The 22,263-nt window shown below is 53.4% G+C and carries 19 protein-coding genes; 16 read left to right on the top strand and 3 right to left on the bottom strand.

Annotated features, from left to right (window positions below):
• Positions 1-217 precede the first annotated feature (217 nt).
• Together HP435_RS11180 and HP435_RS11185 are read left to right on the top strand one after the other, a co-directional pair.
• Complete coding sequence (locus HP435_RS11180; protein WP_229049898.1) at positions 218-2,260, top strand: molybdopterin-containing oxidoreductase family protein; 2,043 nt, start codon at positions 218-220, stop codon at positions 2,258-2,260.
• A 57-nt stretch (positions 2,261-2,317) separates the two neighbouring features.
• Positions 2,318-2,953, top strand: a complete 636-nt coding sequence (locus HP435_RS11185; protein WP_173600094.1) for a DL-endopeptidase inhibitor IseA family protein — start codon at positions 2,318-2,320, stop codon at positions 2,951-2,953.
• 39 nt (positions 2,954-2,992) lie between these two features.
• On the opposite strand, the gene asnB is transcribed toward HP435_RS11185, so the two are convergent.
• On the bottom strand, positions 2,993-4,840 hold the full coding sequence (asnB, locus tag HP435_RS11190) for an asparagine synthase (glutamine-hydrolyzing) (RefSeq protein WP_173600093.1): 1,848 nt from the start codon (positions 4,838-4,840) through the stop codon (positions 2,993-2,995).
• Positions 4,841-4,976: 136 nt separating this feature from the next.
• Between asnB and HP435_RS11195 the strand changes: the two genes are divergently transcribed.
• The 6 genes from HP435_RS11195 (at position 4,977) to HP435_RS11220 (ending at position 11,474) form a co-directional block, all read left to right on the top strand.
• Positions 4,977-6,728 (top strand): LytS/YhcK type 5TM receptor domain-containing protein, encoded by a 1,752-nt coding sequence (locus tag HP435_RS11195; RefSeq protein WP_173600092.1) that lies wholly within the window; start codon positions 4,977-4,979, stop codon positions 6,726-6,728.
• Entirely contained in the window at positions 6,728-7,459 is a 732-nt protein-coding gene (locus HP435_RS11200; protein ID WP_122965701.1) for a LytR/AlgR family response regulator transcription factor, read from the top strand. The genes HP435_RS11195 and HP435_RS11200 overlap by 1 nt, the downstream gene beginning before the upstream one ends.
• Before the next feature lie 134 nt (positions 7,460-7,593).
• A complete protein-coding gene (locus HP435_RS11205; RefSeq protein WP_122965702.1) occupies positions 7,594-7,941 on the top strand; it encodes a DUF485 domain-containing protein in 348 nt (115 codons plus the stop codon).
• The gene (locus HP435_RS11210; RefSeq protein ID WP_208715233.1) at positions 7,941-9,467 is read left to right on the top strand and encodes a solute symporter family protein; all 1,527 of its coding nucleotides are present in this window, start codon (positions 7,941-7,943) and stop codon (positions 9,465-9,467) included. Before HP435_RS11205 ends, HP435_RS11210 begins: the two co-directional genes overlap by 1 nt.
• A gap of 84 nt (positions 9,468-9,551) precedes the next feature.
• On the top strand, positions 9,552-11,117 hold the full coding sequence (locus tag HP435_RS11215; RefSeq protein ID WP_370641099.1) for a solute symporter family protein: 1,566 nt from the start codon (positions 9,552-9,554) through the stop codon (positions 11,115-11,117).
• A 45-nt stretch (positions 11,118-11,162) separates the two neighbouring features.
• The gene (locus HP435_RS11220) at positions 11,163-11,474 is read left to right on the top strand and encodes a hypothetical protein (RefSeq protein ID WP_122965705.1); all 312 of its coding nucleotides are present in this window, start codon (positions 11,163-11,165) and stop codon (positions 11,472-11,474) included.
• A 48-nt stretch (positions 11,475-11,522) separates the two neighbouring features.
• On the opposite strand, the gene HP435_RS11225 is transcribed toward HP435_RS11220, so the two are convergent.
• Both HP435_RS11225 and HP435_RS11230 read right to left on the bottom strand, forming a co-directional pair.
• A complete protein-coding gene (locus tag HP435_RS11225; protein ID WP_122965706.1) occupies positions 11,523-12,614 on the bottom strand; it encodes a Ger(x)C family spore germination protein in 1,092 nt (363 codons plus the stop codon).
• The gene (locus HP435_RS11230; protein WP_167470354.1) at positions 12,611-13,708 is read right to left on the bottom strand and encodes a GerAB/ArcD/ProY family transporter; all 1,098 of its coding nucleotides are present in this window, start codon (positions 13,706-13,708) and stop codon (positions 12,611-12,613) included. Before HP435_RS11230 ends, HP435_RS11225 begins: the two co-directional genes overlap by 4 nt.
• 356 nt (positions 13,709-14,064) lie before the next feature.
• Here HP435_RS11230 and fdhF point away from each other — a divergent pair, with 356 nt between their 5' ends.
• The 8 genes from fdhF to HP435_RS11270 are packed head-to-tail and all read left to right on the top strand — an operon-like array spanning position 14,065 to position 22,090.
• Positions 14,065-17,016: a formate dehydrogenase subunit alpha gene (fdhF, locus tag HP435_RS11235; RefSeq protein ID WP_173600091.1), complete on the top strand. Its 2,952-nt coding sequence runs from the start codon at positions 14,065-14,067 to the stop codon at positions 17,014-17,016.
• Positions 17,016-17,495, top strand: a complete 480-nt coding sequence (locus HP435_RS11240; protein WP_173600090.1) for a helical membrane plugin domain-containing protein — start codon at positions 17,016-17,018, stop codon at positions 17,493-17,495. The genes fdhF and HP435_RS11240 overlap by 1 nt, the downstream gene beginning before the upstream one ends.
• 44 nt (positions 17,496-17,539) lie before the next feature.
• Positions 17,540-17,962 (top strand): phosphate-starvation-inducible protein PsiE, encoded by a 423-nt coding sequence (locus tag HP435_RS11245; RefSeq protein WP_173600089.1) that lies wholly within the window; start codon positions 17,540-17,542, stop codon positions 17,960-17,962.
• Positions 17,959-18,309 carry a Na-translocating system protein MpsC family protein gene (locus tag HP435_RS11250; protein WP_122965718.1) on the top strand — a complete coding sequence of 117 codons (351 nt, stop codon included), beginning with the start codon at positions 17,959-17,961 and terminating at the stop codon, positions 18,307-18,309. The genes HP435_RS11245 and HP435_RS11250 overlap by 4 nt, the downstream gene beginning before the upstream one ends.
• A gap of 34 nt (positions 18,310-18,343) precedes the next feature.
• Positions 18,344-19,165, top strand: coding sequence for a formate dehydrogenase accessory sulfurtransferase FdhD (gene fdhD / locus HP435_RS11255; RefSeq protein WP_173600098.1), 822 nt, complete (start codon positions 18,344-18,346; stop codon positions 19,163-19,165).
• The gene (gene moaA, locus HP435_RS11260) at positions 19,155-20,159 is read left to right on the top strand and encodes a GTP 3',8-cyclase MoaA (protein ID WP_229049946.1); all 1,005 of its coding nucleotides are present in this window, start codon (positions 19,155-19,157) and stop codon (positions 20,157-20,159) included. The genes fdhD and moaA overlap by 11 nt, the downstream gene beginning before the upstream one ends.
• Positions 20,160-20,164: 5 nt before the next feature.
• A complete protein-coding gene (glp, locus tag HP435_RS11265; RefSeq protein ID WP_173600088.1) occupies positions 20,165-21,427 on the top strand; it encodes a molybdopterin molybdotransferase MoeA in 1,263 nt (420 codons plus the stop codon).
• Between the two features lie 39 nt (positions 21,428-21,466).
• Positions 21,467-22,090 (top strand): HD-GYP domain-containing protein, encoded by a 624-nt coding sequence (locus HP435_RS11270; RefSeq protein ID WP_229049899.1) that lies wholly within the window; start codon positions 21,467-21,469, stop codon positions 22,088-22,090.
• Positions 22,091-22,263 lie beyond the last annotated feature (173 nt).

Consider the following 22,263-nt stretch of genomic DNA (forward strand, 5'->3'; position numbering starts at 1 on the left):
TTGGCGACGTTCCGGTTAAAAAGCAAAGACCGCCTTCATGCGAGGGCGGTCTTTTTGCATGCCAAAAGCAAGCGCGGCACAGCGGCAAGTGTGCTTTGGAGGAGCAAAAGACAACCTTCTGTGATAAGATAAAGGTATGTTTCTCGATCTGCTTACACGGAAAAAGGTTCGGGTGAGGGATCGAAGGAAAAAAGCGCAGACGAAAGAGGGATCGACCGTGAGCTTCACGACAGAGGAAAATGGGATTTTTCCAGCCGTTTGTTCGCTGGATTGCCCGGATCAATGCGGGTTGTTGCTTCACAAGCAGGATGGCAAGCTGGTCAAAGTAGTAGGCGATCCGAATCATCCTGTGACAAAAGGAAACATTTGCAACAAAGTGCGCAACATGGCGGCGCGATTGAATGATCCCAAGCGTCTGGCCTATCCGCTCAAGCGGGTCGGGAAAAAAGGCAGCGGCGAATTTGTCCGCATCAGCTGGGAGGAAGCCATCGATACGATCGTCTCCCGCTGGCGCAGCCTGATTGCCACAGACGGACCGGAAGCGATTTTGCCGTACAGCTTTTACGGGAACATGGGCAGAATCAATGTGGAGGGAATGGATCGGCGCTTTTTCCACCGGATGGGAGCGAGCCAGCTTGACCGGACGATTTGCAACAGTGCTGGCGGAGTTGGCTACAACTACACGATGGGCGGAGCTTTCGGGACCGACCCGGAGGATACCGTTCACGCCAAGCTGATGATCATGTGGGGGATCAACACGGTCAGCACGAACATGCACCAGGTAGTCCTGGCTGAACAAGCCCGGAAAAATGGCGCGAAGATCGTCGTCATCGACGTGCACAAAAACCAGACAGGGCGTTGGGCCGACTGGTTCATTCCGATCTTGCCGGGCACGGACACGGCGCTGGCCTTGGGACTGATGCATGTATTGTTTGCAGAAAACTTGGTTGATTCCGCCTTTTTGCAATCGTATACGGTTGGATACGAAGAATTGCGAGAGCATGTGAAGGCATACGATCCGGCAACAGTCTCTGCCATTACAGGCGTTCCGGTTGACGATATTGACAAGCTGGCCAGATGGTATGGGGAGACGTCGCCTTCGTTTATTCGCATTGGCAACGGCATCCAGCATCATGACAACGGAGGAATGTGCGTCCGGGCGATTTCCTGTCTGCCGGCGCTCACCGGACAGTGGCTGGTCCGGGGCGGCGGCGCGATCAAAGGGAACAAAGGCTTTTTGGAACACAACAAAACGGCCGTGCAACGGCCCGACTTGTTAGCGAACAAAAACACGAGAGTCATCAACATGAATGAACTGGGCAAGGTGCTGCTTGAAGTACAGCCTCCCGTGAAGTCGCTGTTTGTGTACACGAGCAACCCGGCTCTTGTCGCACCGGAAGGCAACAAGGTCAGACAAGGGCTGGCAAGAGAAGATTTGTTCACGGTCGTGCACGATCTGTTTTTGACCGAGACAGCCAAGTATGCGGATATCGTTTTGCCCGCCACGTCTTCCTACGAAAACATGGACTTCTACACGAGCTACTGGCACCATTACATCCAGTTGCAACAGCCCGTCCTCGCCCCGTATGAAGAGAGCAAGTCCAATACGGAGCTGTTCCGGTTGTTGGCAGCCGCCATGGGCTATGATGAACCTGCCTTCCGCGATTCCGACGAAGACATGATTCGCCAGGCGCTGGAAGGGCACGGCAATCCGCATATGGAAGATATCACCTTCGAGTCGCTGGTGGAGCACAACTACCGCAAAGCCAAGGTCGACTCGTACTTTACGGGCCGCCTCTCCACGCCGAGCGGAAAAATCGAGCTGTACTCGCAGACGATGGCGGACAGAGGGTATCCGCCGTTGCCGACCTACTCGCCGCTCGCAAAAGACGGCGATTATCCGTATCAGTTCGTGCCCGGGCCGAACCATAACTTTTTGAACTCGACGTTTTCCAACAACGAGAAGCATATAAAGATGGAAAAAATACCGAAGCTGCACATGAACCGGGCGGATGCCCAACAGGTCGGGATTGAGGATGGGGATACCGTCCGTGTCTGGAATGACCGCGGAGAGTGCGAACTGATTGTCTCTGTTGGGGAAAATGTGCTGCCGGGAGTGGTTGTCAGCCAAGGCTTGTGGGCGGATGGACCGGAGTCCAAACATTACGTAAACGCGTTGACCCCGGATCGGATTGCCGACATGGGCGGTGGAGCGACATTTTTCTCCGGGCGGGTGGATGTAGCCCGGATCGCGCGGTAATTCGGGCGTAAAAGGGCGTACTAGCATAAGCCCTTCTCCATACGGTTTATGGAGGGGGTGAAAACGTTGGATGAATTGCGTATGTTCAAGCAGTTTATCAGTTCCGCCGAGCAAGTCTGGACGCAGATTGCCACCTCGCCTCGAGGGAAGGTTGTCTACACCGTGAACGGCGTCGATTACACGCCATTGCCGGATAAGTACAACACCAAGCGGAAAATCTCCCGTATTTTTCGCAGGTATTGGGGAAAGCAGCTGACAGAAACGATGATTCGCAATCTCCAATTACGGCTGCTCAAAGGAAAGCTGTGTATCCCGTGTGGAACCATCTCTTCCGTACCTTGCTCGGTTCAATCTTTGCAAGTAAAGGCTAATCTCCCCAATCAGCGGACGATTGCCGCTACTTTGGTCGGGGGAGAAAAGAAGACAAAAGTAGACTATCGGTTGATCCGTTCGGGGGAGACGCAATCGTTTACGATCATGAAGCGATCCGGTCGTGAGCTGGATGTGCGATACCGTCCGCCAGTCGCTCCCGCAGCCGCACCGAAAGCCGCCGCAAAACCTGTTGCCAAGCCAGCGGCGAAAAAAGCAGCGCCGAAACCGTTGCTGAATCCAGCCGTGAAGCCGGAAGCAAGCTCAAAGCGGAAACCCAAAGGCAAAGGCAAAGGGAAGCAAAAGCTCCTCAAAACCCCATGATGATGGGGTTCGGGGAGCTTTTGCCTTTTCCAAAAACGATTATGCCTTGATCGTCACGCGATATTCGCGCAGCCAGTAATCCATTTGGCCGAGGTAGGCGAACAGCTGCGGCGTGCTCATGAGCTGGCCGAAAAACGGAATGCTGGAAGCCTGGGCGTCCGACTCGGCGATTTTGCGAATGACCGGGACGTCAATCAGTTGCAGCAGCGGGGAGCTGGGATCGTTCAAAATGTCGAGCAGCCACGTGCGAACCGCTTTTGTATAGGAAGGATTGTGCGTTTTCGGATACGGGCTTTTTTTGCGGTACAGCACTTCGTCCGGCAAAATGCCCTCCATCGCTTTGCGCAAAATGCCCTTTTCGCGATTGCCGTGCGTTTTCATTTCCCAGGGGATATTCCAGACGTATTCCACGATCCGGTGATCGCAAAAAGGGACGCGCGCTTCCAGGCTTGCAGCCATGCTCATCCGATCTTTGCGATCCAGGAGCGTATTCATGAACCAGGTGATGTTGAGGTAAAACATTTCTCTTCGCCGTGCTTCAATCGGGTCCTCACTGGGCAGGTGCGGCACTTCGTCCAGCGATTCCGCGTAGCGCATCGCGACGTACTCCTCCGGCTTGACCCAGGCGCGCAGCTCGGGCGACAGCCACGAAGCCCGTTCCTTGACCGCCCGCGACCAGGGGAATGTCCCTGCATGCAGCAGCTCCTCGCGGTAAAACCACGGATAGCCGCCAAATACCTCATCCGCGCATTCTCCTGAGAGAACGACGGTTGTCTCTTTTTTGATTTCCCGGCAGAACAAGTACAAGGAAGCGTCGACATCGGCCATTCCCGGCAGGTCGCGGGCGAGTGTCGCTACCTTCAGCGCATCGACCAGTTCGGCTGTGTCAAACTCAATCGTATGGTGCTGGGTGCCCAAGTATTGCGACACGAGCTGGACGTAAGGCGCATCTTCATTTGGCTGAAAAGAGCTCGCTTGAAAATGCTTGTCGTTGTCCACGTAATCAATCGAGTAGCTGTGGAGCGTTCCCCGGCCTGTTTCCTTGAAATGCTCGGCGGCTACCGCCGTAATGACGCTGGAATCAAGCCCGCCGGACAAAAGCGTGGCAACAGGGACGTCCGCGACGAGCTGCCGCTTGATCGAATCGACGACAAGCTCTCTGACCCGTGCCGCTGTGGTTGGCAAGTCATCGGTATGCGGACGGCTCGCAAGCCGCCAGTATGTTTCCTGTTTGACACGGTCGCGAGTTACGGTCAAAAAGCAGCCGGGCCGCACCTCGTGCACTTGATGGAAGACGCCGTGACCAGGGGTGCGAGCGGGGCTGATGCCGAACACTTCCGCCAGTCCTTCCCGCGAAAGCTCCGGTTTGACGTCTGGATGCGCCAGCAGTGCTTTGAGTTCGGAGGCGAACAAGAAAGAGCTGCGTCTTTGCGCGTAAAAAAGCGGTTTGACTCCCATCCGGTCGCGGGCGACAAACAGGCGCTGCGCCCGTTCGTCCCAGATCGCAAAAGCGAAAATACCGTTCAGCTTGGCAAGGCAGTTCGTCCCCCATTCGAGATAGCAGTGCAAAAGCACTTCGGTGTCGGAGTGGGACTGAAAAGTATGACCGCAAGCAAGTAGCTCTTGCCGGAGGTCTTCCGTGTTGTACAGCTCACCGTTGTAAATCATCGTGCAGGCATGTTCGCTTTTGAGAGCTGTCATCGGCTGCTGCCCGCCGGCAGGGTCTACGACGACGAGGCGGCGATGGCCGAGGGCGGCGCGCGGAGTCAGCCAAAAGCCTTCTGCATCTGGCCCGCGATCTTTGAGGCATTGCGTCATTTGCTGGAGTACCGGACGCTCCTGGGAAAGGTCTTTTTCCCAATCAATCCAACCTACGATTCCACACATGTTCTGATCACCCTTCCCATGAAGCATTGCACACTCAGCGTATGCAGGACGCCCAGTTAGATTGCCTGTCCAGCAGGGAATTGGGAGTAAAATGCGGAATTTATAGAAGATTTCAACAAGCAATCAGGAGGACGCCGTGGACAATCTCACGCTGTTGCTCATCGAGAGAATGGGCATTCTCTTGACTCTCGGGTTTATGTTGACGAGGATTCCGCTGTTTCGGCAGCTGCTCGATCGGGAACTGCACGTTGGCACGTCTGTTGCCTTTTCCATGATGTTTGGCTTGTTCGGTGTGGCAGGTACATATGCAGGCGTAGTGGTGCACGAGGATGGATACGTTCCGAGCTTCTGGATTTTTCCGCTTTCCGGAGACGAGATTGTGGCAAATTCCACGCTGGTCGGCGTCGTGATCGGCGGTTTGCTCGGCGGGCCAATGGTCGGGATGGGAGCCGGAATCATTGCGGGCTTGCATCTGTATGATCTCGGCGGATTTGCAGCGCTTCCGATGGGGCTGTCTGTTCCGCTCACTGGATTTTTGGCAGGCTATGTGGCGCGGTTCTTTTCCCAGGAGCGGGTCATTTCTCCGTCCAAGGCATTGTTTATCGGAATGTTCGCGCCTGTGATCCAGATGTCGCTTTTGCTGATCATGTCGGGCCCGCCTGATCTCGTGCGCACGATGGTCAATGTGATCGGCATTCCGATGGTCTTGACCAACAGCATCTCGATTGCGATTTTTACGACGATGATTCGCGTCGCTTTGCAAGAAGAGGAGCGTTCTGCTGCGCTGGAGGCTGAGCGTTCGTTCACAATTGCACAGCGAATTTTACCGCAGTTGAAAATGGGGCTGAATCCGCAAACAGCCCAGGCGGCGGCGCTCGTGCTTCAGCGGGAGGCGAAGGCGATCGCCGTAGCGGTGACCGATCGGGAGCGGCTGCTGGCCCACGTCGGAGCGGGTACGGACCATCACGCTCCGGGAGAGCCGATCCAGAGCGACCTCGATCGGCGGGCGATGGCGAGTGGCTGCATTGAAAAAGGCCATGGCCGGGAACTGCTTGGCTGCCGACAAAAAAATTGCCAGCTGCATGCAGCCATCCTCATCCCCATCAAAGAAGGGGGCAGTGTCGCCGGACTGATCAAGCTGTACTTTCGCCGCCCCCAGCAAATCGGCAAAGTCCAGGAAGCATTGGCCAAAGGGCTGGGAAATCTGATCTCTAACCAGCTGACCATCTCGCTTGCGGAGCAGATGAAAGGGTTGATGAAGGACGCAGAGCTGCGAATGCTGCAAGCCCAGATTCATCCGCACTTTTTGTTCAATACGCTTAATTCGATCGTGACCTTGATTCGCATCGATCCGAAGCTCGCCAGACACATGACGATTCAGCTGGGAGTGTTCATGCGCTTCAACCTGAAGCTTACGTCAAGCGCACAAGTAACGGTCGGTCAGGAGCTGGAGCATTTGCACGCCTATTTGGAAATTATCCGCATTCGCTTTTCCGAGCAATTTGCCGTGCAGACGCTGGTTGATCCCGGTGTGGAGGATGTGCTTATGCCGCCTGGCACCCTTCAGCCGTTGATCGAGAACTGCATCCACCACGGACTGCGCGATATGGGCGCAGGCGGAGAAATCAGGCTGTGTGTGCAGCGACAGCCAACCGCCGTTCATTTTACGATCGAAGACAACGGCAGAGGATTCCCGGAGGAACTGCTTCCTCTGTTGGGCAAAATTCCGATGGAGCGCAAGGAAGGAAACGGCATCGGGGTTCATAATGTCAATCAGCGGCTGATCAGCTTGCAAGGCCCGGATGCCCAGCTTCATTTTGCCAACAGGCCAGAAGGCGGTGCTTTGATCACATTTACGATCCCGATCAAACAGGAGGTGAGTGCCTGATGCCGATTCGCATCATGATTGCCGAAGATGAACGACTGGCACGCGAAGAGCTGAGCTATTTGTTGCAGCAGGAGGAAGATGTCGAGCTGCTTCCCTGTGCCACCAACGGAAGAGAGCTGCTGGAAATGGTAGACGAGCACGAGCCGGACGTCGTTTTTCTCGATATGAAAATGCCGGAGCTGGAAGGGGCACAGGCTGCCCGAATGCTCGCCGCCAGAAAGCCGCAGCCGCTCATCGTGTTCTGTACAGCGTACGAGGCGTTTGCGGTGGATGCTTTCAAGCTGAACGCGGTCGATTATTTGCTAAAGCCGACCGAGCCAAAAAGACTCGTGGAAACGATGCAGCGCATACGCGAGCGACTGGTCAAGCCGAAGCCGGAGCCTGCGACTGCCAAGCGCTCCAAGCTGCTTGTCGAAGAAAACAGCAGGCTGGTGGTGATCGACCCGGCGACGATCGTCTACGCGGTGCGGGAAGAACGGCTCGTTCGTATCATCACCCAGTCGGACGCTTACTCCACGCGGATGACCTTGACGCAGCTCGCTGACAAGCTCAGTGGCTACGATTTTTTTCGCACGCACAAAAGCTATCTCGTCAATCTGAACTACGTGAGCGAGCTTGAGCCGTGGTTCAACGGCGCGTACAACCTGCTCTTGAAAGGAGAGGCGAAAACGCGAATCCCCGTTTCCCGGACTTCCGCCAAAGACTTGCTCAAACGACTCGAAGAAACGTAAACCGCAGATCGCGATGCAAAACTTGCCGTTGGCGCACGCCCCCAGACATCTTGCGCGCAAAACCACACGAATTACCAATGATTCCCTACAATAGAGGAAGCGCTTACATTTTGTTTGAAGAGGGGGAGGTTCCCATGAGCAATCCGCTATCGGCGAAAAAAGCCGGCAGTCAAAAGCAGGACGCTACCGATTACACGGCGATTATCCAATCAGCCACCTTCAAGGAACTTTTGCGAAGCAAAAGGGCGTTCATCCTGCCATCTTCCATTTTCTTCTTCGTGTTTTACTTTACTTTGCCGATCCTGACTTCTTACTTCACGGTGCTCAATCAGCCGGCGTTCGGGGCGATCTCGTGGGCGTGGGTGTTCGCCTTTGCCCAATTTATCATGACCTGGGGGCTCTGTATTCTGTACACCAAGAAAGCGGAACGTTTTGACGAGCTGGTGGAGAAAGTCAAACAGGAGACAGGGGGCAGAGGCTGATGAATGTAACGGCATTTTTACTGTTTTTAGGAATTGTTCTGCTCACGCTTGTCATTACGTACTTCGCTTCGAAGCGGACGAATACGACGAGCGAGTTTTACACGGCAGGCGGCGGGCTGACGGGGTGGCAAAACGGGCTGGCGATCGCCGGAGATTACATGTCGGCCGCTTCCTTCCTCGGAATCGCCGGAATGATCGCTCTCAGCGGGTTTGACGGGTTCTTTTACAGCATCGGCTTTCTTGTCGCTTATTTGGTCGTGTTGTACCTGGTGGCGGAGCCGCTGCGCAACCTCGGCAAGTACACGATGGCAGACATGATTGCCGCGCGTTTTGACAATAAGCAGGTACGTGGTGTGGCCGCGCTGAACTCCATCGCCATCTCGATTTTTTACATGATCGCCCAGCTGGTCGGGGCAGGGGCGCTGATCAAGCTGCTCCTGGGGCTGGAGTACAGCACTTCGGTGTTGATCGTCGGTGCGCTGATGACGGTCTACGTCGTGTTCGGCGGCATGACGGCAACCTCGTGGGTGCAAATTGTCAAAGCGGTGCTGCTGATGCTCGGGACGTTCGTGATTTCGCTCATGGTGTTCGCCAAGTTTGATTTCAATTTGCTGACGATGTTCGAGCAAATGAAAATAGCGACACCGCTCGGGGACCAATTTCTCAATCCCGGGAACAAGTTCAAAGTCGGGCTGGATACGATCTCGCTCAATCTCGCGCTCGTACTGGGAACAGCGGGTCTGCCGCACATCCTGATTCGCTTCTTTACCGTAAAAGATGCGACGACCGCGCGCAAGTCCGTCGTGTACGCGACATGGATCATCGGGATCTTTTACGTCATGACGATCTTCCTCGGGTTCGGAGCAGCCGCTTTCGTCGGCGCTGCCAACATGGATGCGGCTGGCAATATGGGCGCTCCGTTGCTTGCCCAATCGCTCGGCGGCAACTTCCTCTTCGCTTTCGTATCGGCTGTAGCGTTCGCGACTATTTTGGCGGTCGTGGCAGGACTCGTACTGACAGCGGCTTCGGCATTCGCGCACGATTTTTACGGCCATGTGATCCGTCAAGGCAAAGCGACGGAAAAAGAGCAGATGAAAATGGCAAAATGGGCTTCGGTCGGCGTCTCGATCGTTTCGATCTTGCTCGCGCTGTTTGCCCAGAAGCTGAACGTGGCCTTTCTCGTTGCGCTCGCCTTCGCGGTGGCAGCAAGCGCGAACTTGCCCGTCATCTTGTTCACGATTTTCTGGAGAAGGTTCAACACGACAGGGGCGATCAGCGGCATGCTCGTCGGACTGTTCAGCTCACTGATTCTCGTGGCGTTGAGCCCCAACGTCTGGAACCCGGTTGCCGGAAAAGCCATTTTGGTCGGCGAAGCGCTGTTCCCGCTGCCGAATCCGGGGATCGTCTCCATCCCGCTCGGGTTTTTGGCAGCCTGGATCGGAACGCTCCTGTCCAGCTCGCGCAACGATGCGAAGTACGACGAAATTTTGGTGCGGGCCAACACAGGAATGAAAGATTCAGCGTAGAAGCAATTAACGCAAGGAAGCTCGTGCCAGTTCAAAGGCTGGGGGTCATCCCCGGTCTTTTTCCATTTGTACGGGAGAGGGGGCTTGTCGGTGACGACGATCATTTTCTTTTTGGCTGTCATCATCGGGACGATGGCGATCACGTATTCGGCGGCCAAACAAACGGGAACGACCAAAGATTTTTATGCGGCAGGCAACCGCCTGACAGGGCTGCAAAATGGCATCGCGATTGCGGGCGACTACATGAGTGCCGCGTCGTTTCTCGGCATCGCCGGGACGATTGCGATGTACGGCTTTGACGGCTTCGTCTACGCTATCGGCTTTTTCGTCTCCTACTTGATCATTTTGTTCCTGATTGCCGAGCCGTTGCACAATCTCGGGCGCTACACCTTGGCAGATGCCATCGCGGTGCGGTTTGACAGCTTGTGGCTGCGCGGAGTGGTTGCCTGTACGACTTTGCTGATCACGATTTTTTACATGATCGCCCAGCTCGTCGGGGCGGGGGCGCTGATTCACTATTTGCTTGGGGTTCACTACGATACGGCGGTGATGATCGTCGGCAGTCTGATGACTTTTTACGTCGTCTTCGGAGGGATGGTCGCTACTTCGTGGGTGCAGATCATCAAAGCGATCTTGCTTTTGACCGGGACGCTGGTGCTCAGCCTGATCGTCTTTTCCCGTTTTGGCTGGAGCCTGTCGGAAATGTTTTCCCATGTCAGCACGATTACGCCTTTGCAGGAGCAATTTTTGCATCCGGGCAACCAGTTGAACGACCCGTTGGAAACGATCTCGCTGCATCTTGCGCTCATCCTCGGGACGGCCGGGCTGCCGCACATCATCTCCCGCCTGTTTACGGTCAAGGACGCAGTGACAACCCGTTCCTCGATCTACACCGCTACGTGGGTGATCGGCGCGTTTTATTTGCTGACGATTTTTCTCGGCTTTGGTGCAAGCACGTTTGTCGGGTATGAGGCGCTGAAAAATGTAGGCTTCGGCGGCAATTTGACGGTGACGCTTTTGGCGGACGCGCTTGGCGGCGAATTTTTGATGGCATACATCGCGGCTGTCGCTTTTGCCACGATACTGGCTGTCGTGACAGGGCTGGTGCTGTCCGCCTCGTCGGCTTTTGCCCATGACGTTTACAGCCACCTGATTCGCCGCGGGCTGGCTTCGGAAAAGGAGCAGGTCGTCATGGCGAAATGCTCGTCCGTTGCGGTCGGATTCGCCTCGATCTGGCTGGCGATCGGCGCGGAAAAAATGAACGTGGCGATTCTCGTCGGCTTGACTTTTGCCGTAGCCGCTTCTGCCAATTTGCCGCTGCTGTTGTTCACCCTGTATTGGCGCCGCTTTACCGTGCGCGGTGCGATTTGCGGCGTGCTTACCGGACTGGTTGCATCTGTCGTGCTCGTCATGGCCGGGCCGACTGTGATGAATCCCGATACTGGCTTCATCCGGGCGCAGCCTTTGTTCCCGCTGACCAATCCTGGCCTGATTTCCATTCCACTCGGCTTTTTGGGGGCGGTGCTCGGGACGCTGCTGGACCGGCGCGACATACAGGCCGAGACACATTACGACCGCGTGTTGCTCCAGGCTTTGACCGGCATTCGCGCCCATGGACCAAAAGTGGCGAGTAAGGCCGACTCTGCATAAAAAACGGCTTCTGCTCCAACCTATAGGGGAAGGAGGAGGGGCCACTTGTCGAAGAAAAAAGCAGCAGATGCCGTTTCCACTGATCAGCCGGATGTGTACGAACGGGCGCGAATCGCGCTGGATGAGTTGATCGCAGAGCTGTGCGAAGCATTGGATGAAGAAAATACGGAAACGTTCAAGCGAAAAGGCTATGAAATGATCGGGCATTATTTTCGCACACCAGTCAATACGGGAGATTTGACCTTGATCGTCGCGTCTGTGCTCTCGGATATCCTTTACAAACTGGAGCTGACCCAGCAAGGGGATGACGTCTCCATGGTCCGCGATGAATACAGTGTGATGCGAAAAGAAGAGTAAGGAACGGCGACCCGTGCAAAAGGGTCGTTTTGTTTTTTTACCGGGGGATTATTTGATCCCCCCTGATCCAAGCAGGTCGATGTTCACCTTGATGTTCCAGTCGAGCCGGGGGTAGATGCTCAGCCATTTTTCCCAATCTTGATCCCGTTGGTAATGGGTTGCCCGATAGCGTAGCCCGAATCCGATCGGATCGACTTTCAGTGACTGGAGCTTCCGCAGCACATGAGCGTATCGTTTCGCCGCCTCTTTTTCCGCTTCTGCTTTATAGCGATCCCAATTCGAGTTGTAAAAAGACTGATTCGATTCCTCTGACAATCCTCTGATGTGGACGTTCATTTTCAGCTTTGGTTCCGCTTCGTTGCGTTCATCAAACTCGTACGAATAGCGGAAAGAGGTGACATTCAAGGCAAAGCGGGCCTGCTCCGTCCTGGTTTCGATATCAAAGTTGCTGATTTTCTTGGACAATTCATTGAAGATCCGCGTTTCCTCGGGACTTAATACCGCTTTGATTTTTTCTTTGTCAAAAACAGCGACTTGATCGATCAAATACGTGTCTTTGAGCGGGCGGATGACGGGCATGTACGGGTCCAGACCCTTTTCGCTCAACCGCCGATGAAAATCAAACAAAAAAGCGGTGACGATAAAAGACGATTCCGTTCCTTCCTGATCAAAGCTCAGCATCAGGCTGTCAGCAGGCATGCGTTCGGACTTGGGGCGGACGCCCAGCACTTGTTCGGCTGTCGGGGAGCCTAGCGCCATGAAGGCGATGCCCTGAATTTCCGGCTTCCGCAAAAACCAGTCGATAGTTGTCTTGTCCAACCGTTCCTCGGCCAGCTTTGTCCCGAAAACGAGAATTTTCGTCTGCGAGAAATCGAGGTCTTTATCGACTTTTGATTTCAAATGCCGCACCGCTTCGGTTATCGTCGGGGCATCGTCGCTGATGAGATGAAACGTATTCGACTGCCCGGGTCTGATTTGCGCTGTCGGAATCGCGAGCTTCAACGATACGCGATAAGGCTTGTCTTTCAGCTCCGACTTATCGACGCCGACCGCCATGACTAAATAGCGCTTGTCAATATCTTTAAAGCCGCAGCCCGTAAACAGAAACAAGACCGCGAGCCACATCCAGACATGTTTCACAAAGCTTGCCTCCACCTGCTCAAGATATAAACGGAAAAGACCACACAAATATCGAGTGGGGATCGTATCATCATCCAATACGAGGATACCGAAAACAGGTCGTCTTCACCGAGCCAATTGCCGACGATCACGGTTCCGATCCCGAATACGATACAACTGATCGCGTTCGGCAGCACAGAGTTGATGGACGACGTGTTGGGCTGGTAGTGGGAGAAACAGCCGCGTATGAACTCGGACCCGACATGCCAGGTCGTCATGGCGAATAAGTAAGAGATGCCTAAATAAACGAGCAGAAAAATATAAACAACGCGTTCAATAAAGGCATACTTCATCCGAATCGCATCTGCCGTCGAAACCCAGGTGAAAATAAATTCGTTCACGCCATCTGTGCCCAAAATGCCGATCGGCACAAAAAAGGCGGTAAACAGGATGCTGAAGCCGATGCAAGGGACGGCCCAACGGTGCTTGAGCTTGGGGATATCGGCAAACACGCGGTTAAAAATCGACAAGCTGATGTATCCCGTAACGGCGTAAGTGGATACGGACAAGCTTTTCCAGCTGGGCAGGATGTTCGAGTAGTCAATCATGGCGCGGATTTCATCGTAATTCATGTTTTGATTCGTATACGCTTTGAAAATGGAAAACAGGAGAAACGGCAAGCAGAGAACGAGAATCATTTCCGTGCTGTACAGCACCGTTTGCGACGATTGCATGGCGCCAAAGCTCGCTACGAGAACGAAGAGAATCAGCACGACATAGATCGGGGTGTTCGGGATTAAATATCTGGACACGATAAAGGCGTAATTGATCAACACGAGCGCTCCCGAGATAAACGACACGCTGCCCATCAGGAGCAGGAACGGAACCACAATGCTTTTGGGCAAAGCCTGTCGCATGATTTCCGGCAACCCTTGACCGCGAAACTTGAACATGGAGCTGGTAAACAGGTACATGAGTGCGCCGCCGATGATCACCCCGAACAGCATGGACGAAATCGCCCCGTCATAGCGCTCGTCGATCAAAATGCGCGGGACAAACAGGATGGCATTAATCAGTATGGAAAGCGTCACAAAATAGAGAAAATAACGGGACAACCGATTCACCTGCTCTTCGGCGGGATGGTGTTGCTGATTCCGTCGCTGTTCCTGCTTATGCGCTTGTTTATTTTTAACGCGAAATACGTGAAAGGGAAGCTGAGTTAACGGGGTGCGAATGAAAAAAAGTTGGATTTCCCGCCAGATTCGGTGCTATAATGGACCCATAGCCGATCATTGATGATTAGTAATGCGAATTGCTGAATCATCCTGATCACTTCCATAGTTTATGGCGGGACGGATAATGGGCATCAGTTGATGTTTGATCATTAGCCCACCATAAAACAATTTGTGCATGTATTTGCCCAGATTGTTTTATGGTGGGCTTTATTATTTTTGCTGGAGGTTTTTGGGAGATGAAAAAAGTAAGCTTCGTATTAAATCAGGAGCAGCATGAGGCAGAAGAAGGGACGCGAATCCTCGATTATTTGCTGGAACATGGCATCGAGCATCCGCACATCTGCTATTCGCCGATTTTAGGCCCGATCCAGACTTGCGATACGTGCATGTGCGAGATTGACGGCAAAATCATGCGGGCTTGTTCGACTGTGATCGAGGATGGAATGAACATCCTGACTGCTTCCGAACTGGCAAAAGGCGCTCAGAACGAAGCGATGGACCGCATTTTGGAAAACCACATGCTGTACTGTACCGTGTGCGACAACAACAACGGAAATTGCCGCGTGCACAATACGGCAGAGCTGCTGGAAATCGACCACCAAACACGCCCGTTCCGCGGAAAAGAATACGAAGTGGACATGTCGCATCCGTTTTATCGCTACGATCCGGATCAATGCATTCTTTGCGGACGTTGTACAGAGGTTTGTCAAGACTTGCAGGTCAATGAAACGCTCACCATCGACTGGGAACGGGAAATCCCGCGAGTTATCTGGGATGACAATAAATCAATTAATGAATCCTCGTGCGTGTCTTGCGGTCAGTGCGTGACGGTTTGCCCATGCAATGCCTTGATGGAAAAATCGATGCTGGGCGAAGCGGGCTTCATGTCCGGGATCAAAAAAGATTTGCTGAACCCGATGATCGACTTGATCAAAGAAGTCGAGCCTGGCTACAGCAGCATTTTCGCGATCTCGGAAGTCGAAGCGGCGATGCGCGAAACGCGAACCAAGAAAACAAAAACCGTGTGTACGTTCTGCGGGGTAGGCTGCACGTTTGAAGTATGGACGAAAGGCCGCCACATTTTGAAAGTGGAGCCGACGGAAAACTCTCCGGTCAACAGCGTCTCCACATGTGTCAAAGGCAAGTTCGGTTGGGATTTTGTCAACAGTGACCAGCGTTTGACGACGCCTTTGATTCGCAAGGGAGATGCATTTGTACCGTCTACGTGGGATGAGGCGCTGTCCCTGATCGCCGAGCGAATGGGCGCAATCAAGCAAACGTATGGCGGAAAAGCTCTTGGATTCGTCAGCTCCTCCAAAACGACAAACGAAGATGCGTACCTGATGCAAAAACTGGCGCGTCAAGTGTTTGAATCGAACAATGTCGACAACTGTTCCCGCTATTGCCAATCGCCTGCCACGGACGGATTGCTCGCCACTGTAGGACACGGCGGTGACTCAGGCACGATCAAAGACATCGCCAGTGCCGGACTGGTCATCATCGTCGGGGCGAACCCGACCGAAGGCCATCCTGTTTTGGCAACACGGGTGAAACGGGCGAAAAAATTGCACGGCCAAAAACTGATTGTCTCTGATTTGCGCAAGCATGAAATGGCAGAACGCTCCGATCTGTTCCTGCATCCGAAACAAGGAACCGACTTTGTCTGGCTGACGGCGGTTGCGAAGTACATCATCGACCAAGGCTGGCACGACAAGGCGTTTATCGAGCAGCGGGTGAACCAGTTTGACGAATATCGCAAGATGCTGGAAAAGTACACCTTAGATTACGCCGTCGAAGTAACCGGACTGCCCAAAGAACAGTTGATCCAGACAGCGAAAATGATTCACGAAGCGGATGGCACTTGCGTCTTGTGGGGAATGGGCGTGACGCAAAATGTCGCTGGCTCGCATACGTCTGCCGCGATCTCCAACCTGCTTTTGGTGACCGGAAACTACGGCCGACCTGGTGCCGGAGCCTATCCGTTGCGCGGGCACAACAACGTCCAGGGCGCTTGCGACATGGGCACGTTGCCTACATGGCTGCCAGGGTATCAGCATATTACCGATGACGCAGCGAGAGCCAAATTTGAACAAGCATACGGCGTAACGATCTCCAATAAACCTGGTTTGACCAACATCGAAATGCTGGAAGCAGTCGAAAAAGGCGAGCTGAAAGCCATGTACCTGATGGGCGAAGACATGGCTTGGGTAGATTCCAACGCCAACCACGTGCACGATACGCTCGGCAAGCTTGACTTTTTCGTGGTACAGGATGTATTCCTGACCAAAACGGCGCAATTTGCCGATGTCGTCTTGCCTGCGTCTCCATCGCTGGAAAAAGACGGCACCTTCGCGAACACAGAGAGACGTATCCAGCGTTTGTATCAAGTGTTGGAGCCGCTGGGTGACTCCAAACCGGACTGGGCGATCATCCAATCGATCGCACAGCGCATGGGAGCCGATTGGAACTACCAGCATCCGAGTGAAATCATGGACGAAATTGCCAGTCTGGCACCGCTGTATGGCGGAGTATCCTACGAGCGCCTAGAAGGATGGAACAGCCTGCACTGGCCGGTACAAAAAGACGGCACGGATGAGCCGCTTCTGTACAAAGAGCGCTTCAACTTCCCGGACGGAAAAGCAAGACTATCCACAGTGGAATACATTCCGCCAGTCGAGTATCCGTCGGAATTTGACCTTACCTTGAATAACGGACGTTTGCTGGAACATTTCCACGAAGGCAACATGACGAATAAATCGAAGGGAATCCAGTATAAATTGCCAGAAGTATTTGTGGAAGTTTCCCCTGAGCTTGCGCGCGAACGCGGTGTGCAAGACGGTTCATTGGTGCGTCTCGTCTCGCCATACGGAGCGATCAAGCTGCGGGTGCTCGTGACAGATCGGGTAAGCGGCAACGAATTGTACGTGCCGATGCACTCCGTCAGCCATGAAAATGCGATCAACTTGTTGACAGGCAGCGTGGGAGACGTTCGCACACAGACACCTGCTTACAAGCAAACGAAGGTGCGCATGGAGTTCCTCAAAGAAAAAGGCATGACTCCGTTGCCTATGTACAATCCGCGCTATGCGAAGCGCAACCCGCAAATGGGCGTCCAGGTCGAGCGCAAGTGGGCGAGAGAAGATTATGTACCGATTGCGGAAGTAAACGTTGCGGGAGGCGAAAAATAATGGCAAGACCGATCACGAAAATCGTAAAACCAGAGGTTACCGAGGAAGAAAAGCAAGCGCAAACGGTAGATCGTGTCCTGGAATCTCTGGCGCAAAACCCCGAGGGCATTCAGGCGACGATCAAGCTGCTCCAGGAGCTGCATGACAGCGGCATCCTGGGAGCGCTCAACGCCGCCGTCGAGGCGAAAGAGGATATTGCCAAAATCGTCGTCGGACAAATGGTGCGTCCGCCTGTCACGAACATGATCAATAACGCGATGGCAGCAGCGGGAGGCTTGACAGAGCTTGATCCTGACATGACGAAAAAGCTGATGTCCGGTGTGACCAAAGGGTTGCAACGGGCTGACGAAGCGCTGCAATCGGGAACCAAGGTCGGCATTTTCGATTTGATGAAAGCACTGCGCGATCCGGACATCAACCGCGCGATGGGCTTTGGCATCAACCTGTTGAAGGGGATAGGGGAAGGGCTAAAAGAATGAGGAGAGCCGCAGCAATCCTGATCAGAAGGAGGGCAGAAGCTTGGATGCGAACAAGTAAAAACGAAGCGTCAATCGTACGCTTCTATCAAATGATGCTAAACGCGTCTCTGATCATTCTTGGATTGGTACTCAGCTTTTATTTGTTGCGTGAGCTGTACGCCATCGTAGTAGATGCGGTGCAAGGCAATACTAATGTCCATGATATTTTGGAAAAGGTTCTGGCCTTTTTTCTGTATTTTGTCTTTGTTTCGATGATCGTCAAATATTTTCATGAAGCGTACCACTTTCCCCTGCGCTATTTGATTTATATTGGAATTACGGGTACCGTGCGCTTTATTATCGTCAACCGCGACGATGCCATGAACAATCTGATTTTGTCGCTGGTCATTTTTATTCTGGTGATCAGCTATATCATGCTGGCCCCCCGGCAAAACAAGGCGGGGGAAGCAAAGGAGATAATCGAATGACGAAAAACCTGGAACATCAATTCAGCATGCTCGTCCGCGAAATCCGCAAAGAACACGTCGGCAACGGCCCGCGGGAAATTCTCACCCGCTTTTGCGGCCCCTGGGTCATCTGCGAGATGAAGGGAAATCTGACCAACGTAGAAAAGTTCATGATTCTTTCCGAAGACGGCAAGCGCATGGTCCACGAGGCGCGCACCAAGCTGGTCAAGAACATTTACCACGATCAGGCGGTCGTAGCCAAGCTTGAGGAATTGATTGATGCCAAGATTTTGCGGATTTTTTCGGATATCAGCTTGGAAGAGGATATCGCCATGACGGTCTACGTATTGGACCGTCCTCTCGCATGATCGAGACCTGGAGGAAAGGCAGGGAGCTTTCGTGATCCAACCCGTCTTTGTTTTGTCGCCTGTCCTGCACTATGAAAACGGCTCTATGCAGGAAAAAGAAGATTCAATCGTGACAGAGTCGCCCATTACGATCGTGCTGAATGACGAGGAATTTGCGACTCTCGTATGCAGCCCGGAATACATCGAGGAGCTTGTCATCGGGTTTTTGGCGTCCGAAGGGGTGATTCAGAGCTATCAGGACATTACGGACCTGTTCATTGACGAGCCAACCGGATTCGCTTACGTTCGCGCTAAAAATGTAAACACGTATAACCAGATGTTTCATTCGAAAAGGTACGTGACTTCCTGTTGCGGAAAAAGTCGGCAAAGCTTCTACTTTTACAATGACGCCCGAACGGTGAAAAAGCGGGATGACACAGCCGTGACGATCCCGGCGGCTGACTGCTTTCGCTTCATGCAGGCGATGCAGCAATCGGCTACGCTTTTTCAGGATACGGGAGGGGTGCACAATGCTGCCCTGTGCGATCCAAACGGGATTGTCGTCTCCCGAATGGACATAGGCAGGCATAATGCCCTCGATAAACTGTACGGCTACAGTTTGATGCATGCAGTGTCCGTTCATGACAAGGTCATGGTGTTCAGTGGCCGGATTTCTTCCGAAGTATTGCTGAAGGTAGCCAAGATCGGCTGCAGCATCGTTTTGTCCAAGTCAGCGCCGACCGAATTGGCGCTTCGTCTGGCAGATGAGCTCGGCATTACTACCGTTGGCTTTATTCGCAATCAGTCGTTTAATGTGTACACCTGGCCTGAGCGAATCGTGCAGGAAAAAGGGGGGAAGTCCAGTGATTCCCAGTGAATTAGTGGACTCGTTTGGCCGGATTCACGATTATTTGCGCATTTCCGTGACAGATCGCTGCAACTTGCGGTGTGTGTACTGCATGCCTGCTGATGGCATGGAATTTGAACCCGCAGAAAACATTCTGTCTTTTCACGAGATTACCGAGGTTGTCAGAGTTTTGGCCGAAATGGGCGTGAAAAAAGTGCGGTTGACCGGCGGAGAGCCGCTCGTCCGCAAAGGATTGGAAGAGCTGATCGAGAGCGTAGCGGGGATACCGGGAATCGAAGATATTGCGCTGACGACCAACGGCATTTTTTTGGCGAAAAAGGCCAAGAAGTTAAAAGAAGCGGGCTTGAAGCGCATCAACATCAGCCTGGATACGTTGAGGCCGGAGCGTTTTTCGCTGATCACCCGCGGGGGAGACGTCAACCGCGTCCTCGACAGCATAGCGGCGTGCCAGCAAGTCGGGATTCAGCCGATCAAGCTGAACGTCGTGCTGATGAAGGGAATCAACGATGACGAGATTGCAGATTTTCTGCGGCTGACCATCGACGGTGCTCTGCAAGTCCGCTTTATCGAGTACATGCCGATCGGCCACAACGACACGAGATGGAAACAGTCGTATTTGCCGTTGTCCACCGTGCTGGATCGCTGCAAGGAACTGGGCTGGAAAGTCGCAGAGACGCATGATGGCTGCGGCAACGGGCCTGCGCAAACGTTTCGCATAGCAGGTGCCAAAGGCAGCTTTGGGCTGATTCATCCTGTGAGCGAGCATTTTTGCGAAACGTGCAATCGGCTGCGCTTGACGGCAGATGGCAATATTAAGCCGTGCCTGTACTGGTCAGATGAATTTAACGTCCGCAAATGCATCGGCGATGACGAAGCGGTTCGTCAGCTTTTTTTCAAAGCGCTGAGCATCAAGCCGCAAAATCATGAAATGGCCTTGGCTTTGGCGGGGGAAAGTCAGTCGCACGTACCAACCGTAAGACGTATGTCGCAAATCGGAGGATAGTCGACATGGAAAAAGGGGCAAGCGTCAACCGTTTTCGTCGAAATACCGTCCAGGTGGAGGAAGCGCAGCGCAGAATCGAGCAGCATCTGCGTCCGCTTGGCGTGGAACAAGTTTCGTTGGAAAATGCCTACGGCCGCACATTGGCAGAGGATGTGTTCGCGCCTTCGCACATGCCGCATTTTCGCCGCTCCGGGATGGACGGTTTCGCTATTATGTCCAGTTCTACCAAAGGAGCGTCGCCTGAATCTCCCGTCTGTCTGGAAGTGATCGAGCATATTCCGTGCGGCTTTGTCCCGACGAAAGCCGTCTCGCCCAAAACGGCTTCGCGGATCATGACAGGCGCGATGGTGCCCGAGCAAGCAGACGCTGTGATCATGCTGGAAATGACGGAGGAGAGCGAAAAAGAGGGCAAAATCTGCATTTCCATCCGAAAAGAGATTCCAGCCGGAAAAAATCTGACTCCGATCGGTGACGAAATCACGCAGGGCGATTGTGCGTTGCAGAAAGGAACAAAAATTGGCGCAGGTGAAACGGCGCTGTTGGCTACATTCGGTTTCCACCATGTCCACGTATGCAAGCGTCCGACGATTGCGATTTTCGCAACGGGCTCGGAGCTTTTGCCTGTGGAAGCGCCACTGACGCAGGGGAAAATTCGCAACAGCAACTCCTATATGCTGCAAGCGTTGATCCGCGAAGCAGGAGGAATCCCTTTGCTGATGGGCGCCATCCCGGATGAAGCGGCGAAAGCGCAGTTGCTTGTCTTGGAAGCATTTTCTCAAGCGGATTTTGTCGTGACATCCGGTGGGGTATCGGTAGGCGACTACGATATTTTGGTAGACCTGTTTCAAAACTGGGACGGGGAAATGCTGTTTAACAAAGTAGCGATGCGTCCCGGTAGCCCGACGACGGCAGGCGTTTGGAACGAGCAGTTTTTATTTGCGCTGTCAGGCAATCCGGGAGCGTGTTTTGTCGGTTTTGAGCTGTTTGTCCGCCCGGTTATTTTGGGGATGCAAGGCCAGTCCCAGAGATACCGGCAGGAATGTACAGCCTTTTTGGGAAAAGAGTTCAGCAAAGTCAATGCCTATCCGCGCTATGTTCGCGGCAAGTCTTATGTAAGCGAAGGCAAGCTATTCGTTGAGCCTGTCGGAATGGATCAGTCAAGCGTTACCGTATCGATCAAAGATTCCGATTGCCTGATCAAGATTCCCGCTGGCGGGAAAGGAGTACAACAAGGAGAGCTCATCTCCGCTCTCCTGCTCAAAGGGTAGCGAGCGTGCCGACGCATTTTTTGGATCGAGGAGGCACCATTGCAAAAACTGTTAAAAACAATGTTGTATTGTCATCAAGCCACGACGAATCTCATGATCGACACGATTCATTCGCTCATCACCAGTGTGAATGCTCGTGATCCGTATACGTACCAACACTCGCTCAACGTCGGGTTTTACGCCTGGAAAATCGCCAACCAGTTTCAACTGGGCGAAGAGGAATGTGCCAATATGTATATCGCTGGCCTGCTGCATGACATCGGAAAAATCGGTACGCCAGATTCGATCTTGCGGAAATACGGCGAGCTGACGAAGGAAGAATGGGAACTGATCAAGAAACACCCGGAGACAGGGTGCGCGATCGTGCAAATGATTGGCCCGCTGCAAAATCGGGGAATCGATCAGACGATCCTGTACCATCACGAACGGATGGATGGGCAGGGCTATCCCCATGGCCTTTCTTCAGCACATATTCCGCTCGGCGCCAAAATCGTCTCTGTAGCAGAAGCTTTCGATGCGATGACAACCGTTCGACTGTACCGTCCCGCTCTCCCATACGGCGAAGCAGTCGAGCAGTTGATCGACGGCAAAGGAACGCAATTTGACCCGATTGTGGTTGATGCCTTCCTGAAAAGCATGGCTGATCGCAGCTGGTGGGACTGATTCCTTTAAAAAATAACGACACGAAAGACTTTTGTGCAAAAAGTACCGGATCAATCAGGTGCTTTCTGCCCGCAAAGGTCTTTTTTGTGTGGGAATGTTCATAAAAACAGCGGCGAAACATGTTTTTTCAATGCTAATATAGGGAAAAAGCATCAGGGGAAGAGGAATCAGGA

This window comes from Brevibacillus sp. HD3.3A (assembly GCF_013284375.2).
In the GTDB taxonomy this organism is placed as follows: Bacteria; Bacillota; Bacilli; order Brevibacillales; family Brevibacillaceae; genus Brevibacillus; species Brevibacillus parabrevis.

Coding starts and splice junctions, on each gene's coding strand:
- HP435_RS11245 (WP_173600089.1), top strand. CDS start 17,540: ATGCGAACAAGTAAAAACGAAGCGTCAATCGTACGCTTCTATCAAATG.
- glp (WP_173600088.1), top strand. CDS start 20,165: ATGGAAAAAGGGGCAAGCGTCAACCGTTTTCGTCGAAATACCGTCCAG.
- HP435_RS11240 (WP_173600090.1), top strand. CDS start 17,016: ATGGCAAGACCGATCACGAAAATCGTAAAACCAGAGGTTACCGAGGAA.
- HP435_RS11205 (WP_122965702.1), top strand. CDS start 7,594: ATGAGCAATCCGCTATCGGCGAAAAAAGCCGGCAGTCAAAAGCAGGAC.
- HP435_RS11200 (WP_122965701.1), top strand. CDS start 6,728: ATGCCGATTCGCATCATGATTGCCGAAGATGAACGACTGGCACGCGAA.
- fdhF (WP_173600091.1), top strand. CDS start 14,065: ATGAAAAAAGTAAGCTTCGTATTAAATCAGGAGCAGCATGAGGCAGAA.
- HP435_RS11210 (WP_208715233.1), top strand. CDS start 7,941: ATGAATGTAACGGCATTTTTACTGTTTTTAGGAATTGTTCTGCTCACG.
- asnB (WP_173600093.1), bottom strand. CDS start 4,840: ATGTGTGGAATCGTAGGTTGGATTGATTGGGAAAAAGACCTTTCCCAG.
- HP435_RS11250 (WP_122965718.1), top strand. CDS start 17,959: ATGACGAAAAACCTGGAACATCAATTCAGCATGCTCGTCCGCGAAATC.